Origin of the sequence: Pseudomonas petroselini (assembly GCF_045037875.1) — a bacterium.
Taxonomy (GTDB): domain Bacteria; phylum Pseudomonadota; class Gammaproteobacteria; order Pseudomonadales; family Pseudomonadaceae; genus Aquipseudomonas; species Aquipseudomonas petroselini.
Genome location: NZ_CP173614.1, coordinates 2,318,914 through 2,332,815 on the forward strand (window position 1 = coordinate 2,318,914; position 13,902 = coordinate 2,332,815).

Annotated in this window: 11 protein-coding genes; 5 read left to right on the top strand and 6 right to left on the bottom strand. The window is 61.7% G+C overall.

The features are described from left to right. From pcaG to pcaC, 5 genes are all read left to right on the top strand, one after another. Positions 1-567, top strand: coding sequence for a protocatechuate 3,4-dioxygenase subunit alpha (gene pcaG / locus ACI512_RS10775; RefSeq protein WP_064055003.1), 567 nt, complete (start codon positions 1-3; stop codon positions 565-567). Between the two features lie 175 nt (positions 568-742). After that, complete coding sequence (locus ACI512_RS10780) at positions 743-2,038, top strand: MFS family transporter (RefSeq protein WP_012722673.1); 1,296 nt, start codon at positions 743-745, stop codon at positions 2,036-2,038. Positions 2,039-2,048: 10 nt separating this feature from the next. Continuing rightward, a complete protein-coding gene (locus ACI512_RS10785) occupies positions 2,049-3,413 on the top strand; it encodes a 3-carboxy-cis,cis-muconate cycloisomerase (protein WP_236378759.1) in 1,365 nt (454 codons plus the stop codon). A gap of 10 nt (positions 3,414-3,423) precedes the next feature. Then, positions 3,424-4,215, top strand: a complete 792-nt coding sequence (gene pcaD / locus ACI512_RS10790; RefSeq protein ID WP_231808025.1) for a 3-oxoadipate enol-lactonase — start codon at positions 3,424-3,426, stop codon at positions 4,213-4,215. Between the two features lie 54 nt (positions 4,216-4,269). Further along, complete coding sequence (gene pcaC, locus ACI512_RS10795; protein WP_236378757.1) at positions 4,270-4,668, top strand: 4-carboxymuconolactone decarboxylase; 399 nt, start codon at positions 4,270-4,272, stop codon at positions 4,666-4,668. Between the two features lie 40 nt (positions 4,669-4,708). Here pcaC and ACI512_RS10800 read toward each other — a convergent pair whose 3' ends face one another. From ACI512_RS10800 to ACI512_RS10825, 6 genes are all read right to left on the bottom strand, one after another. Next, the gene (locus ACI512_RS10800) at positions 4,709-5,593 is read right to left on the bottom strand and encodes a polysaccharide deacetylase family protein (protein WP_236378755.1); all 885 of its coding nucleotides are present in this window, start codon (positions 5,591-5,593) and stop codon (positions 4,709-4,711) included. Between the two features lie 159 nt (positions 5,594-5,752). Then, positions 5,753-7,129, bottom strand: coding sequence for a M91 family zinc metallopeptidase (locus tag ACI512_RS10805; RefSeq protein WP_236378824.1), 1,377 nt, complete (start codon positions 7,127-7,129; stop codon positions 5,753-5,755). A 383-nt stretch (positions 7,130-7,512) separates the two neighbouring features. Beyond that, positions 7,513-9,051 carry a M91 family zinc metallopeptidase gene (locus ACI512_RS10810; RefSeq protein WP_405121761.1) on the bottom strand — a complete coding sequence of 513 codons (1,539 nt, stop codon included), beginning with the start codon at positions 9,049-9,051 and terminating at the stop codon, positions 7,513-7,515. 91 nt (positions 9,052-9,142) lie between these two features. Then, a complete protein-coding gene (locus ACI512_RS10815) occupies positions 9,143-10,393 on the bottom strand; it encodes an OprD family porin (protein WP_236383858.1) in 1,251 nt (416 codons plus the stop codon). Between the two features lie 142 nt (positions 10,394-10,535). Next, positions 10,536-12,152 carry a J domain-containing protein gene (locus tag ACI512_RS10820; protein WP_236381150.1) on the bottom strand — a complete coding sequence of 539 codons (1,617 nt, stop codon included), beginning with the start codon at positions 12,150-12,152 and terminating at the stop codon, positions 10,536-10,538. Between the two features lie 11 nt (positions 12,153-12,163). Beyond that, positions 12,164-13,861, bottom strand: a complete 1,698-nt coding sequence (locus ACI512_RS10825; protein WP_064055010.1) for a molecular chaperone HscC — start codon at positions 13,859-13,861, stop codon at positions 12,164-12,166. Positions 13,862-13,902 lie beyond the last annotated feature (41 nt).

Genomic DNA, 13,902 nt, shown 5'->3' on the forward strand with positions numbered 1-13,902 from the left:
ATGACACTCAACGCGACCACGTCCCACACCGTCGGGCCGTATTACCACATCGGCCTGACTTGGCTGAACCGTGAAGACCTGACCGTCGCCGCCACCCTCGGCGAGCGCGTGGCGATCAGCGGGCAGGTGGTGGATGGCAACGGCGATGTCGTCAACGACGCCATGCTCGAAGTCTGGCAGGCCAACGCCGCCGGCAAGTACGACCATCCGGAAGACGACCAGGACAAAGCGCTGGACCCCAATTTCGAAGGTTTCGGACGGGTGCCGGTGGACGCTGAAGGGCGGTTTCGCTTTACCACCATCAAGCCGGGTGCCGTGCCGGGGCTGAAAGGCACCACCCAGGCGCCGCACTTGGTGGTGCTGGTGTTCGCCCGTGGGTTGGTGAAGCACCTGCTGACGCGGATTTATTTCGAGGGCGAGGCATTGAATGGCGATGACCCGTTGCTGGCGTGTGTGCCTGCAGAGCGGCGGGGTACTTTGATTGCCAAGACTGATGCGGACGGTGTGTATCAGTGGAATGTGATTTTGCAAGGGACAGACAAGGAAACGGTGTTCTTCGATTACTGAGTCGTTTGTCAGGGCCCCATCGGGGCAAGCCCCTCCCACACCGCCGATCAAATGTGGGAGGGGGCTTGCCCCCGATGGGGGCGGTTCAGGCACTACCTACCCAAAAGTCTGCTTGCGGAACGAGGTTATTGCAAAGTATGTCTAGGCTATAACCGTTCCCACTGAGTGAAAACACATGACAACAACGACCAGTCACTACACCGGAGAAGAACGCAGCAAACGGATTTTCGCGATTGTCGGGGCTTCTTCCGGCAACCTCGTCGAATGGTTCGACTTCTACGTCTACGCCTTCTGCGCCATTTACTTTGCCCCGGCGTTCTTCCCGTCGGATGACCCTACGGTGCAACTGCTCAACACCGCCGGCGTGTTCGCCGCCGGATTCCTCATGCGCCCCATCGGCGGCTGGCTGTTTGGCCGTGTGGCTGACAAGCACGGGCGAAAGAACTCCATGATGATCTCGGTGCTGATGATGTGCGCCGGTTCCCTGGTCATCGCCTTCCTGCCCACCTACAAAGACATTGGCGCCTGGGCCCCGGCATTGCTGCTGGTGGCGCGGTTGTTCCAGGGTTTGTCGGTAGGGGGCGAATACGGCACCACCGCGACCTACATGAGCGAAGTTGCGCTCAAGGGCCAGCGTGGTTTCTTCGCGTCGTTCCAGTACGTGACGCTGATCGGCGGGCAACTGTTGGCGGTGCTGGTGGTGGTGATCCTGCAACAGATCCTCACCGAAGAAGAATTGCGCGCCTGGGGCTGGCGGATCCCGTTCGTGATCGGCGCGATTGCGGCGGTCATCTCCCTGCTGCTGCGTCGCACCTTGAAGGAAACCACCAGCAAGGAAATGCGCCAGGACAAGGATGCCGGCAGCATTGCCGCGCTGTTCCGCAACCATAAGGCCGCGTTCATCACCGTGCTCGGCTACACCGCCGGCGGCTCGCTGATTTTCTACACCTTCACCACTTACATGCAGAAGTACCTGGTGAACACCGCCGGGATGCACGCCAAGACCGCCAGCTACATCATGACCGGCGCGCTGTTTGTGTACATGTGCATGCAGCCGCTGTTCGGCATGCTCTCGGACAAGATCGGCCGCCGTAACTCGATGCTCTGGTTCGGCGCTCTCGGCACCCTGTGCACCGTACCGATCCTGCTCACCCTGAAAACTGTGACCAGCCCGTTCCTGGCCTTTGTGTTGATCTCCCTGGCCCTGGCCATCGTGAGTTTCTACACCTCGATCAGCGGCCTGGTGAAAGCGGAAATGTTCCCGCCTCATGTACGCGCCCTGGGCGTGGGCCTGGCGTACGCGGTGGCCAACGCGATCTTCGGCGGTTCGGCGGAATACGTGGCCTTGGGCCTCAAGTCCATGGGCATGGAAAACACCTTTTATTGGTACGTCACCGGCATGATGGCGGTGGCCTTCCTGTTCAGCTTGCGTCTGCCGAAACAGGCGGAGTACTTGCACCACGATCTGTAAGGGATGAGCTATGACACTGCGCACGAGCAATCAATTGTTCGACGCTTACTTCACGGCAGGCAGCATGGCCGAGGTGTTCTGCGACCAGGGCCGCTTGCAGGGCATGCTGGATTTTGAAGCCGGGTTGGCCCGGGCCCAGGCCCGGGTCGGGTTGATTCCCCAGGCCGCCGTCGCACCGATTGCCCAGGCGTGCCTGGCCTCGTTGTATGACGTGGATGCCCTCGGCGTGGCGATTGCCACGGCGGGCAATTCGGCGATTCCACTGGTGAAGGCGCTGGGCAAGTTGATTGCCAGTGAAGATGCCGGGGCCGAACGCTATGTGCACCTGGGCGCGACCAGCCAGGATGTGATGGACACCGGCCTGGTACTGCAACTGCGGCGAGCGGTGGCGCTGATCGACGCGGACCTGGCGCACCTCGGCGACATTCTTGCCGCCCAGGCCCAGCGTTATGCGGGTGTGCCGTTGGCTGGGCGTACCTGGCTGCAACATGCGACGCCGGTCACCCTGGGGATGAAAATCGCCGGGTGGCTGGGGGCGGTAACCCGCAGTCGCCAGCGTCTGGCAGAGCTGAAACCGCGCCTGCTGGTGCTGCAATTCGGCGGTGCCTCCGGCACCCTGGCAGCGCTGGGCGAGCAGGCCATGCCGGTGGCTGAAGCGCTGGCAGCGGAGTTGCAACTGAACCTGCCCGAGCAACCCTGGCACACCCAGCGCGATCGCCTGGTGGAGTTCGCCAGTGTGCTCGGTTTGATCGCGGGCAGCCTGGGCAAGTTGGGGCGCGATATCAGCCTGTTGATGCAGACCGAAGCGGCAGAGGTCTTCGAACCTTCGGCGCCGGGCAAGGGCGGCTCGTCCACCATGCCGCACAAACGTAACCCGGTGGGCGCGGCGGTGCTGATCAGCACCGCCACCCGTGTGCCGGGCCTGGTATCGACGATGTTCAGTGCCATGCCCCAGGAGCACGAACGCAGCCTGGGCCTGTGGCATGCCGAATGGGAAACCCTGCCGGAGATTTGCCGCTTGGTGTCCGGTGCGTTGCAACAGGCCTTGCTGGTGAGCGAAGGCTTGGAAGTCGACCCGCAACGCATGGCGCAAAACCTCGACCTGACCCAAGGGCTGGTGCTGGCCGAAGCCGTCAGCATCGTGCTCGCTCAACGGCTGGGGCGCGAAACGGCGCACCATCTGCTGGAGCAATGTTGCAAACGCGCCGTCGCCGATGGGCGCCATCTGCGCGCGGTGCTGGCAGATGAACCGCAGGTCACCGCCGAGCTGTCGGCGGCCGAACTGGACCGCCTGCTCGACCCGGCCCACTACTTGGGCCAGGCGCACACTTGGGTGACCCGCGCTGTGACCGAACACTTTGCATTGACCGCCTAAGGAGGCCGCTGTGGCATTTGTACAACTCGCCGAGGGCGAACTGCATTACCAATTGGATGGGCCCGTGGATGCGCCAGTGCTGGTGCTGTCCAACTCGTTGGGCACCGACCTGCATATGTGGGACATCCAGATCCCGGCCTTCATCAAGCATTTTCGTGTGTTGCGTTTTGACACCCGTGGCCATGGCAAATCCCTGGTCACGGCGGGGCCCTACAGCATCGAGCAACTGGGGCACGATGTGCTCGCACTGCTGGATGCGCTGGCTATTCAGCGCGCACATTTCTGCGGCCTTTCCATGGGCGGCCTGATCGGCCAATGGCTGGGCATCAACGCCGGCGAGCGTCTGCAGCGCCTGGTGGTGTGCAACACCGCCGCCAAGATCGGTACGCCGGAGGTGTGGAACCCGCGCATCGAAACGGTGTTGCGTGATGGCGCGGCGGCGATGGTCGCGCTGCGCGATGCATCGATTGCGCGCTGGTTCACCGCCGATTTCGCGGCGGCCAACCCGCACCAGGCCAAGCAGATTACCGACATGCTCGCGGCGACGTCGCCCGAAGGTTATGCCGCCAATTGCGCAGCGGTGCGCGATGCGGATTACCGTGAGCAATTGGCCCGGATCAAAGTACCGACCCTGGTGGTCGCCGGCACCGAAGATGCGGTCACCCCGCCTGCTGGCAGCCACTTTATCCAGAACCATGTGCAGGGCGCCGAATACGCCGAGTTTTATGCGGCGCACCTGTCGAATGTGCAGGTCGGCGCGGCGTTCAGTGACCGTGTGCTGGCATTTTTGCTGGCGCACTAAACCTGTGGCGAGGGCGCTCACCACCAGTAATCGATGTGAATACGGAGAGTTTTTTTGGACGAGAAACAACGTTATGACGAAGGCCTGCAGGTGCGCCGCGAAGTGCTGGGCGACGCCCATGTCGACCGCAGCCTCAACGCCCTGACCGAGTTCAACAGCGAGTTCCAGGAAATGATCACCCGCCACGCCTGGGGTGATATCTGGACCCGCCCCGGCCTGCCGCGGCACACCCGCAGCCTGATCACCATCGCCATGCTGATCGGCATGAACCGCAGCGAAGAACTCAAGCTGCACCTGCGCGCCGCCGCGAGCAATGGCGTGACCCGCGCCGAGATCAAGGAAGTGTTGATGCAAAGCGCGATCTACTGCGGGATTCCGGCGGCGAATGCGACGTTCCACCTGGCGGAGTCGGTGTGGGATGAGCTGGGCGTCGAGTCGCGCCAACCAGACTGAATTGAAGTGCAGTCAAAAACGTGGGAGCGGGCATCAGACGTCAGTGAGAATCGGCGTCCCACACCCAATTCCACACACCCGGCAGATGCACAGGCTCGCTGACATCCTTTACCGTCCTCGCCAGCGCCGCGCGCTGAAGCTGGGCAGTGTTGGTATAGAACGGTTCAACGGCGGTCTTCATGCCGTTGATCCGCGCGCTGTTCAGCAGGATCTGCAAATATTCCTGCATATGCCGGGCGGTGTAGCGGTTGATGTCGTGGAAGGTCACCACCACAGGTATCACCCCGTCCACCGTGGGCAACTCCCCCAGGGCGATGCGCTCGCGCACCACCGAGAGTTGCCGGTACAAGTTGGCCCGGCGGCGGGGGCTGCCGTTGAAGCCCCAGATCTTGCCGTCATTGGCGCTCAAGTCCGTCAGCAACACCTGCATGCCATGACGCTGGTAAGCGGCGAAGGTACGGCGGTCGTAATTCCAGAACGGCGGTCGGACCAGTACGGGCGGTGAGCCCGTGATCGCGGCAATGTCGGCGGCGCCCTGGGTGAGGGTGCGTTCCAGCTCGGCGTTGCTCAGCCAGCGGTGGTTGGTATGAAACGCGGTGGCGGTGTGGAAAGCCAGGATGTGGCCGGCCGCATACTCGCGCTGCATGGTCTTGTGGCCCCGTGAACTGCCGCCGGAGCGTGAGGCTTCGGTCTGCAAAAAGAACACCGCCTTGATCCCCGGCAGCACGGGGTTTTGCGCCAGGTCAGCCACTACTGAGCGGCTCGGGTTGTTATAGCCCGATGCACTGGGGCCGTCGTCGAAGGTCAGCAGGAAACGGATCGGCGCCTGGTTTTGCAGGCGTTGTGCGGTCTGCGGGGTAAGGGCGATGGGCGCGCTTATGCAACCGCTGAGCAGAATCGACAGAATGACAATCAGGTATTTCATGGCGGCCTGGGTAAAAAGGTGGTCATCCGTGTCGCTAAGTTCCCTGTGCCGGGTAAAGGGCGCGTGCACGATACAGCATGATTGCGCCTGTCATCATCGGTAAATCCCGCCGTTGGTCTTAAGGCGGGGCGGGCCGCTGCGTGAGCCCGCTTTCAGGTGTCAGTAGCGTTGTCGCAATGGCGTGCCCATTTCGTGGTTAAGCGAGTTCTCAGTAAACGGCGCGGGGTTGGTCGAGGTGGGGGGCGTGGAGGGGTCGTTATCGAAGTCGAACGGCGGCGCATTGGTTGCCAGGCCCACGGCTTGCAGTTCCGAGTTGGGTGGGCCGGGAAGCTCAGGATGCGCTGCGGTCGGATCGCTCAGGCCTGGCAGGAATGTGCCATTGGCGCCGTTCCAGGCGTGCGCCATCTCATGGTAAAGGAGCAACAGCGGCAAGAGCAGGTCGCCGCCCTCGTAGATATGAGCTGGGTTGTAGGAAATCGTGGCTCTATTCGCGCGCGCCCCGGCTACCCCGTCCTTGATGAAACCGTACATTGGGGCATTTGGCTCATAGGTAAGCTGATGAGCGTCTTTCAATGTTTGCAGATCAGTGTTCCAGTAATCGTAATAATCGTTGCTCTCTGCGAATGGCACAATGTATACGGGGGCACCATTTTGCACCGCGGCCTTGTCCAAAGCCTCGAGCATTTTTTGCCCTTGGGGCGATGCGCGAAGCAGCGCCAGGTCGTCTTCGACTCGCTGAATGAAATCGGGTGCCCCGTCGATAACGAAGGCGAGTCGTCCCGCGTCGGAAGGCTTCACGTAGGTGACAGTTGAACCTTGGGTGCCGATCAGACGATCCGTCTCTTGTGCATAGATACGTGCCTGAGTGGTGTTGGTCACGACTGTGTCGCGTCCCTCACCGGTGTAGAAGGTGGTGTGGGTGTAGCCAACCAACGTGTCGTCACCCTGGCCGCCATTGAGTACCGAATACCCATCGCCCGCGTAGAGCTTGTCGTCGCCCGTACCGCCATCGAGGTGGCTGTGTTTACTGTTCGGTCCGTGACTTGCGTACAGGCGATCGTTGCCATTGTTGCCGTACATGACCGCGTGGCCGGTGCCTCCAATTATCGTGTCGTCGCCCTCATTGCCTTCTGCATAGCCTATGCCGCTGCCAAGGCGGATATGGTCATTGCCGCGCCCGCCATAGATGCTGGTGTTGCCGCCACCTGCCTGGATAACGTCATCGCCGTCTTCGGCTTCGATCTCCACGGGTACGGTGACAGTGGGGTCGATGGTAATACGGTCGTCACCCGCCCCGGTTTTGATGTGGAGAAAGGTCGGAACGTTTGAATGGCCGTCACCGGTATTGAAGGTGTAGTCGCGACCGTTCACTTGCGCGTACAGCTGGCCGTCAGGGCGTTGGCTGATATGGATCTGGTCCGATTTTTCGCCGGTTTCGAGGTACAAAATGTTAGCCAGCGTTTCTGGCCGTTCAGGGTTCTTGAGACCCTGGGTCAACAGCTGGCCTGCACGTAGGTTGCCGTCATCCACCAGCATTTTTCTTTGGGTTTGAGTACGGGGTGCGTCGGGGGGGTCAGAGGGGGGATTGCTGGCAGAAGGGTGGGGGGATGGTGGCATAGAGTGGTTTTGAGGTGGGTTTATTGCGCTCACGGACGGTCACCTTTCTGTCAGATTATGTGATCTTTGTCGCCAGCATTTACCGCGCAGGCGCACCTATCCTTCTGTCGAGCGAGCACAGGTAAATGTTCCTATTCCAATTGAGGCCAGTTGCTACAAAAGCAGCCGCGATCAATCAGGGCGCGGCTGTACGTGGGCAGCCCAGTTCGCCGGCGCGGGCGCTGCGGTCTTCCTTGCCGCAGAAAAAGCCGAGGTTGGCGCCCGGGGTCCAGTCGCCGATGGGCTGACAAACGCCATCGGGTTCATCCTGCGTATTGTTTGCGCAGTGGCCTACCCATTTCTTCGTTCAAGGCGTTTTCGGTGAAGGCCTTGGGGTTGCTCGCGGTCGGTGGGGTGGCCGGGTCATTGTCGAAATCAAACGGTTGCGCGGTAGTGGGCAGCCCCACTGCTTGGCGTTCACTGTTGTGGATGTCGTGGGGCTGGCCTTCAACGTCTTCCTGCGTGGTGCCTGTGAAGGTTGTGCCATTGCCGGCGTTATAGGCGTGGACCATTTCGTGGTAGAGCCCGACGATGGGCAACTGAGTCACGCCCGCCAATACGTTCAGGTGTGACCGGTTGTAGTGAATCTGAGCGCGGTCCGCACGAGACCCCGGCACACCGTTGATCATGAATCCCCATTTTGGATCCTCGTCGGACACGGGCGCGCGTTCGTCCTGCAGCAACGCCTTGAGTTCCTGGCTGCCATAGACGTAGCTGGACTCCGTGTCGCTCGGGTCTTCCACGATCGTCACCGGGGCGCCATTGCGCAGCGCAACGGCCTCCATCTCGGCGAGCATCTGCTGGCCTTGGGGGGAGGTGCGAAGTAACGCCAAGTCGTCTTCGACGCGTTGGATGAAGTCGGCAGACCCGTTGATCACAACACCCAGGATCGGGCCGTCATGGGCAGATACAGCGGTCAACACCGATCCATTGAGGTGCTTGATCGTGTCGCTGGGTGTGGTGTAGATCGCGTCGCCTGGGCAATTGGCGATGACGGTATCGGCGCCGATGCCGGTGTAGAAGGTCGTCTGGTCGTGGCCGATCAACCGATCATTTCCGGTGCCGCCCTGCAAGACGGTATGGCCGTTGCCGGCGTAGAGCTGGTCGTTGCCATTGCCACCGTCCATATAGCTCTTTTTGTGGCGGGGGCCCGCACCGGCATAGAGGCGGTCATTGCCATTATTGCCATAGACCACATTATCGCCGGGGCCGCCCATGATGATGTCGTCACCGTCGTTGCCTTCGGCATATCCCATGCCGCTGCCCAGGCGCACGACATCGTTACCGTTGCCGCCGAACACGCGGGTATAGCCGCCACCGGCCCTGACCCAGTCATCGCCGTCACCGGTTTCAATCGTGATGGGCTGCATGACGTTGGCGTCAATGCTCACGTTGTCATTGCCGCCGTGGGTTTTCAGGTGGAACTTCAACGCTTGGCCTTCTTTATCGTGGCTGGCGAAGTGGTACAACTGTTCGTTGACCCGAATATTCAACTGACCGTAGTGAGTTTGGCTGATGTGGACCTGGTCCGCCTGATCGCCGGTTTCAAGCACCAGGCGTTGGTTGAGGGGGGAGGGATAACCGTGTTCCCATAACGATTGCCCACTGGCTTTCACATTGCCGTCATTCAGAAACACATGTTGATGGGCCTGGATCGGCGGGACTGTGTGGAATTTTAGATGGGGTGGTTTGGCGAGCCCGTAGTGACGGTCGTCAAAGGTCGCTACGGGGGCTTGCGATACGCGCACGTTGCCGTGCGCAAGGGGCGAGGGAGAGCGGGTAAGGCCGTTCGAAACGTCCATGGGTGATCCTACGTTGAGAGACCGGTGTTATTCATGCCCATGGACAGTGGCCGCCCGCGCCAAAACGTTCCCTCCAAGCTGTCAGTCGGCTTTACAACAGACTGATCGGGTAACTGACGATCAACCGGTTCTCATCGAACTCGTTGTTGCTGTAGTCGCGACGCATGCTGGAATTGCGCCAGCGCACGTTTAGGTTTTTCAGGCTGCCGCTTTGCACGGTATAGCCCAGTTCGCTTTCGCGGCCCCACTCCTTACCGTCGGTGATTGAACCTGTATGCACGTTGCTGCCGCTGATATAGCGGTTCATCAAGGTCAGGCCAGGCACGCCAAGGGCGACGAAGTTGTAGTCGTGGCGCACTTGCCAGGATTTCTCCTGAGCGTTGTCGTAGCTGGCGTTGTAGCTGTCGTTGGCCAGGGTGCCGCCGCTGGTGCCGTTGACCCGCATCCAGGCACTGCTGCCGGTGAGTTTTTGCAGGCCGACGTAGAAGGTGTTGCCGCCGTATTTGGCCGAGAACAGGCCGGACCAGGTCTTGTTGTCCAGGTTACCGGCGCGGGCGCTGCCGTCTTCCTTGCCGTAGAAAAAGCCGAGGTTGGCGCCCAGGGTCCAGTCGCCGATGGGCTGGCTGTGGATCAAGTTGACGAACTGTTGGCTGTAGATGTCCTTGAGTTGCGCGTTCCATAGGCCGATCTGGGTGCGCTTGTCGTTGAACGCGTATTCGCCGCCCTGGAAGTTGAAACGGTCGGAGGTGAAGGCGGTTTTACCGACCATCGACATGTCCGTCATGCTGCTGTCGTCACGCGGGCTGTTGGCGCGGAACTGGCCGCCGTAGAGGGTCAGGCCGTCTATTTCCTTGGACGTTATCTGGCCGCCCCGCAGGGTTTGCGGCAGGGAGCGGCCGTCGTCCGAACGCAGGATCGGCAGCACCGGCATCCATTCGCCAACCTTCACTTCGGTCTTGGAAATACGCGCCTTGAACGCTACGCCCAGACGCCCGAACTCATCGGCGGGGCGGCCGTCACGGTCCAGCGGCAACAGTTGGGTACCCCCGGTGCCGCGCCCGCCATCCAGCTTCAACGCGTACAGACCGAGCACATCCACACCGAAACCCACGGTGCCTTGGGTAAAGCCGGATTTGGCGTCGAGGATAAAACTCTGCGTCCACTCCTGCGCGCCGCCCTGGGCCTTGGTGGGGTTGGTGAAGTTGCGGTTGAAGAAGAAATTGCGCAGGTTGAGGTTGGCGCTGGCGTCTTCGAGAAAGCCGTGTTCTTCGGCGACGACGGGCAGGGCAAGACTGGCGACAGCGGTGGCCAGCAGCAGCCGGCGCGGGTGGAAAGTATTCATGGCGTAAGGACCTGTTGTTATTGGGTTTATGCAGGTGGCGGCCATGGTGCGGGGCGGTGCGGGGGCGATGAAAGTAGGGCGGGGCGGGTTGTGGGCGATGATCGAACGCAAGTTGCCGGGCGCTCGGGCCCGGCATGAGGGGTTAGCGCTTGGGCAGGTCGAAGTGGGTCCAAGGCACTTGCGGCAAGTAGTGCTGCGCAGCCACGATCAGCGCCACCATCGCCAGCAGGAACACCGCTTGCAACGGGCTCCAGAAGGCCCAGTGCAAGCCATTCAGCCACGGGTAGCCTTGGCTGAATTTAACGCTCATGTGACCGATGCGTTTTTTGTGCAGCAGGTTGATCACGACCATGCCGGCGTAGGTAACCATACCCAGCACGCCAAGCATCAAGCCGCAGACTCCCAGCATGACCAACTGTGGCACGCCGTGGCGAATCACCAACCAGTAGTCGTTGGGGTTGAGCTGTTTGGGGATCAGGTACTCGCTCAGCCACACATCCACAACCCGGTAGGTAGAGCTCATTGTGGCCCACAGTTGAGTGACGCGAAAGCCAATGGCCGCTAGCACGAACGCCATCAGCATGAAAATCACCAGTGACATCCCATCCATTCGGTCGGGGTTGTCGTGGGCGATGCTCAGGCCAAGCCCCAAGGCGAAAACGGCCCACAGCCGGATGAACACCTGGGTGTAGATCGGCCGGGGTACGTATTTGCGCCAGAAGAACAGGTCGGTCCGGGGCAGGCGCTCGACCAGTTGCGGGTAGCGCCAGGTCAGGGTTTCGGCCAGGTGCTGGCAGGCATTCCACTCGTTTTCGCCAAACCCGTCGATCATGCGTTTGTGTTGGGTGGCGGTCATGGGCGTCAGTAACAAGCGCGCCGCCAGGGCATCGGCTGAGGTGCGCCGCGGGTCCTGTGCTTTCTCCTGCAAGTGGGCGTAGAAACTTTCCTGCTCACAGCGCGACACCAATTCGCGCCACATCCACGCCGGTTCCGGGTACACACCTTTCTGGTCGTCCCAGCCGAACGCCTGGCACACGCGTTCGAACAGCGGCACGCTCCACTGTGTGTCATGCAGCAGCTGCAGGAGGATGCGTTGCCACTGCTGCTGCAGGTCGAACACCCGCAGCCAGGGCTGGTTGTTGTACTGCGTCAGTTGGGTGATGAACTCGCGCTCGGCCTTTTGCTCCAGCAGTTCCTGCAAGGTGCGGCGGTAGTCCTGCAGCAGTTCGCCGCTCAGCGCGTCGTGCTGCCACGGCGTCATGGCGACCTGTTGCCAGGGCGTCAGCCATTCCAGATGGTTCGCTGCCCAACGGGCGATGGCGCTGCGTTCGCCTGGCGCTTCGAAACAATGGCGCAACAGGCCGGCCTGGAACGCATCGGCACAATTTTGTTGCCGGGCCTGGGCCCAGCGTTCATCGAGGTTGTGCGCGTTAAGGCCGTCGAGCAACGCCTGGGCCGGGTCCGGTGCGGGCGTCTGGAAAGGCGCAGGGCTGACGGGGCTGATGTTCATCAGCTCGGCCAGGTCATTCAGGTTGCCGTAGGTTGCTTCGACCACGGGCGCCTGGACGCTCTCTTGCTCTTCGTCACAGTCAGCCCGCCAGCGTGCGTAGGCCAGTGCTTGTTCATAGGCTTCGCGCAGTCGCTGGAAGCCGGCCGCATCGTCATCCGGGCGGCAGTTTTTCAACAGCCGCGCATAGGTGCGCTTGATGGTGCGCTCGTCGGCGTCTTCCGGCAGTTGCAGTACGGTCCAACACTCCATGTCGTATTCCCTCAGCGCCAGAACCCGTTGTCGAGCTGCTCAAGTTGTCGGGTCAGTTCGCTGCGGGCTTCGCGGATGCGGCGTTCGTCCTGGGTGTCGAGCACTTGCTGGAACTGTGCGGCCCAGTGCCCGAGCTGCTCGCGCAGTTCGCCGAGATTTTCCTGGTAGAGGCGTTCGAGGCGCGCCGTCAGCACGGTGTTGACCTGCTGGTCGCGCGGGTGAACCTTCAACTGCGCCAGCGCTTGCAGGCGTTGCTGGATCTCGTCGGGGCTGAGCACGCCGGGGTTGTTCTCGATCACCAGCGAGTGCTGCTCGCCGGTCAGCGGGATATTCACCTGGGCTTCCAGCAGACCGTTGTTGTCGTAGGTGAAGCGCACGTCCAACGACACTTCACCGGCCTTGCGCTTGGGCACTGGGATGTCCAGTTGGCCCAGCTCGATGTTGTCTTTGACCAGGCGGCTTTCGCCCTGGTAGATCTTCAGCAGGACGCGGGTCTGGTCGTCGTACAGGGTGACCACGCTTTTGACCCGGCTCACCGGCACGCTGCTGTTGCGTTCGATCAGCGGCAGGTAGTGGCCGCTTTCGATATGGCCGCCGTACTGGTTCGAGGTTTCGATGCCGAGGGTATAGGGGCAGACGTCGGTCAGCACCACTTCTTCCAGTGCTGCGGAGCGCGCCTTGAGTGCCGCTTGGATCGCGGCGCCGTGGGCGACCACTTGGTCCGGGTCGAGGCTGATGGACGGGAAGCGGCCGAACAGACCGGCGGCGAGCTTGCGCACCAACGGCATGCGCGTGGTGCCGCCCACCAGCAGGATTTCATCCAGGTCGCTGACACGAATCCGCGCATCCCGCAGGGCCCGCTCAATCGGCGCACGCAGGCGCTCCAGCAGCGGCGTGTAGAGCTTGGCCAGCTCCTGCTGGGTGATGGTTTTTACCCACTGCTGGCCGTCGACACGCAGGGCGAACTCGGCGCTGTCATCCTGGCCAAGGGCTTTGCGCACGCGTTCGGCTTCGCGGCGCAGGGCTTGCAGCACGCTGCTGGTGGGCGGGAAGCCTTGGGCATTGCGTTGGCTGTCGACGAAGTGTTCCAGCAACAGGGTGTCGAAGTCTTCGCCGCCGAGGAAGTTGTCACCGGCGCTGGCGCGCACTTCCATCACGCCGTCGAACAGCTCGATGATCGACACGTCGAAGGTGCCGCCGCCGAGGTCGAAGACCAAGAACGAGGTTTCTTTATCGCGCTGATGCAGGCCGTAGGCGAGGGCGGCAGCGGTGGGTTCGTTGATCAGTTTTTCAACGTTGAGCCCCGCCAGTTCACCGGCAATGCGTGTGGCTTTGCGTTGGCCGTCGCTGAAATAGGCGGGCACGCTGATCACGGCGTCGGTGACGGTGTGGCCGTAGGTGCGCTCGATGTCCTCCTTGAGGCTTTTGAGCACCAGCGCGGAGAGTTCTTCCGGGCGAAACGAGCGATCGCCCAGGCGCACTTCGGTGGCACTGCCCATGTAGCGCTTGAACAGCGAAGTGGTCAGGTGCGGGTGGGTGTGCAGGCGCTCTTTGGCTGCCTGGCCTACCAGGACACGGCCTTGATCATCCAGCCCGACCACGCTGGGGGTCAGCAACTGGCCAAGGGCATTGGGCACTAATTCGGCGGCATCACCGCGCCAGACGGCCGCGAGACTGTTGGTGGTCCCCAGGTCGATTCCTACGATCATTACGACAAGCTCCCTCTGTGGTCTGTAAGAATCTGTAACCA

Bases quoted from the DNA above. Each gene is read 5' to 3' on its own strand.
- ACI512_RS10820 (WP_236381150.1), bottom strand. From the start codon at position 12,152: ATGGAGTGTTGGACCGTACTGCAACTGCCGGAAGACGCCGACGAGCGC.
- pcaG (WP_064055003.1), top strand. From the start codon at position 1: ATGACACTCAACGCGACCACGTCCCACACCGTCGGGCCGTATTACCAC.
- ACI512_RS10800 (WP_236378755.1), bottom strand. From the start codon at position 5,593: ATGAAATACCTGATTGTCATTCTGTCGATTCTGCTCAGCGGTTGCATA.
- ACI512_RS10785 (WP_236378759.1), top strand. From the start codon at position 2,049: ATGACACTGCGCACGAGCAATCAATTGTTCGACGCTTACTTCACGGCA.
- ACI512_RS10780 (WP_012722673.1), top strand. From the start codon at position 743: ATGACAACAACGACCAGTCACTACACCGGAGAAGAACGCAGCAAACGG.
- ACI512_RS10810 (WP_405121761.1), bottom strand. From the start codon at position 9,051: ATGGACGTTTCGAACGGCCTTACCCGCTCTCCCTCGCCCCTTGCGCAC.
- ACI512_RS10825 (WP_064055010.1), bottom strand. From the start codon at position 13,861: ATGATCGTAGGAATCGACCTGGGGACCACCAACAGTCTCGCGGCCGTC.
- ACI512_RS10805 (WP_236378824.1), bottom strand. From the start codon at position 7,129: ATGCTGGTGGATGACGGCAACCTACGTGCAGGCCAGCTGTTGACCCAG.
- ACI512_RS10815 (WP_236383858.1), bottom strand. From the start codon at position 10,393: ATGAATACTTTCCACCCGCGCCGGCTGCTGCTGGCCACCGCTGTCGCC.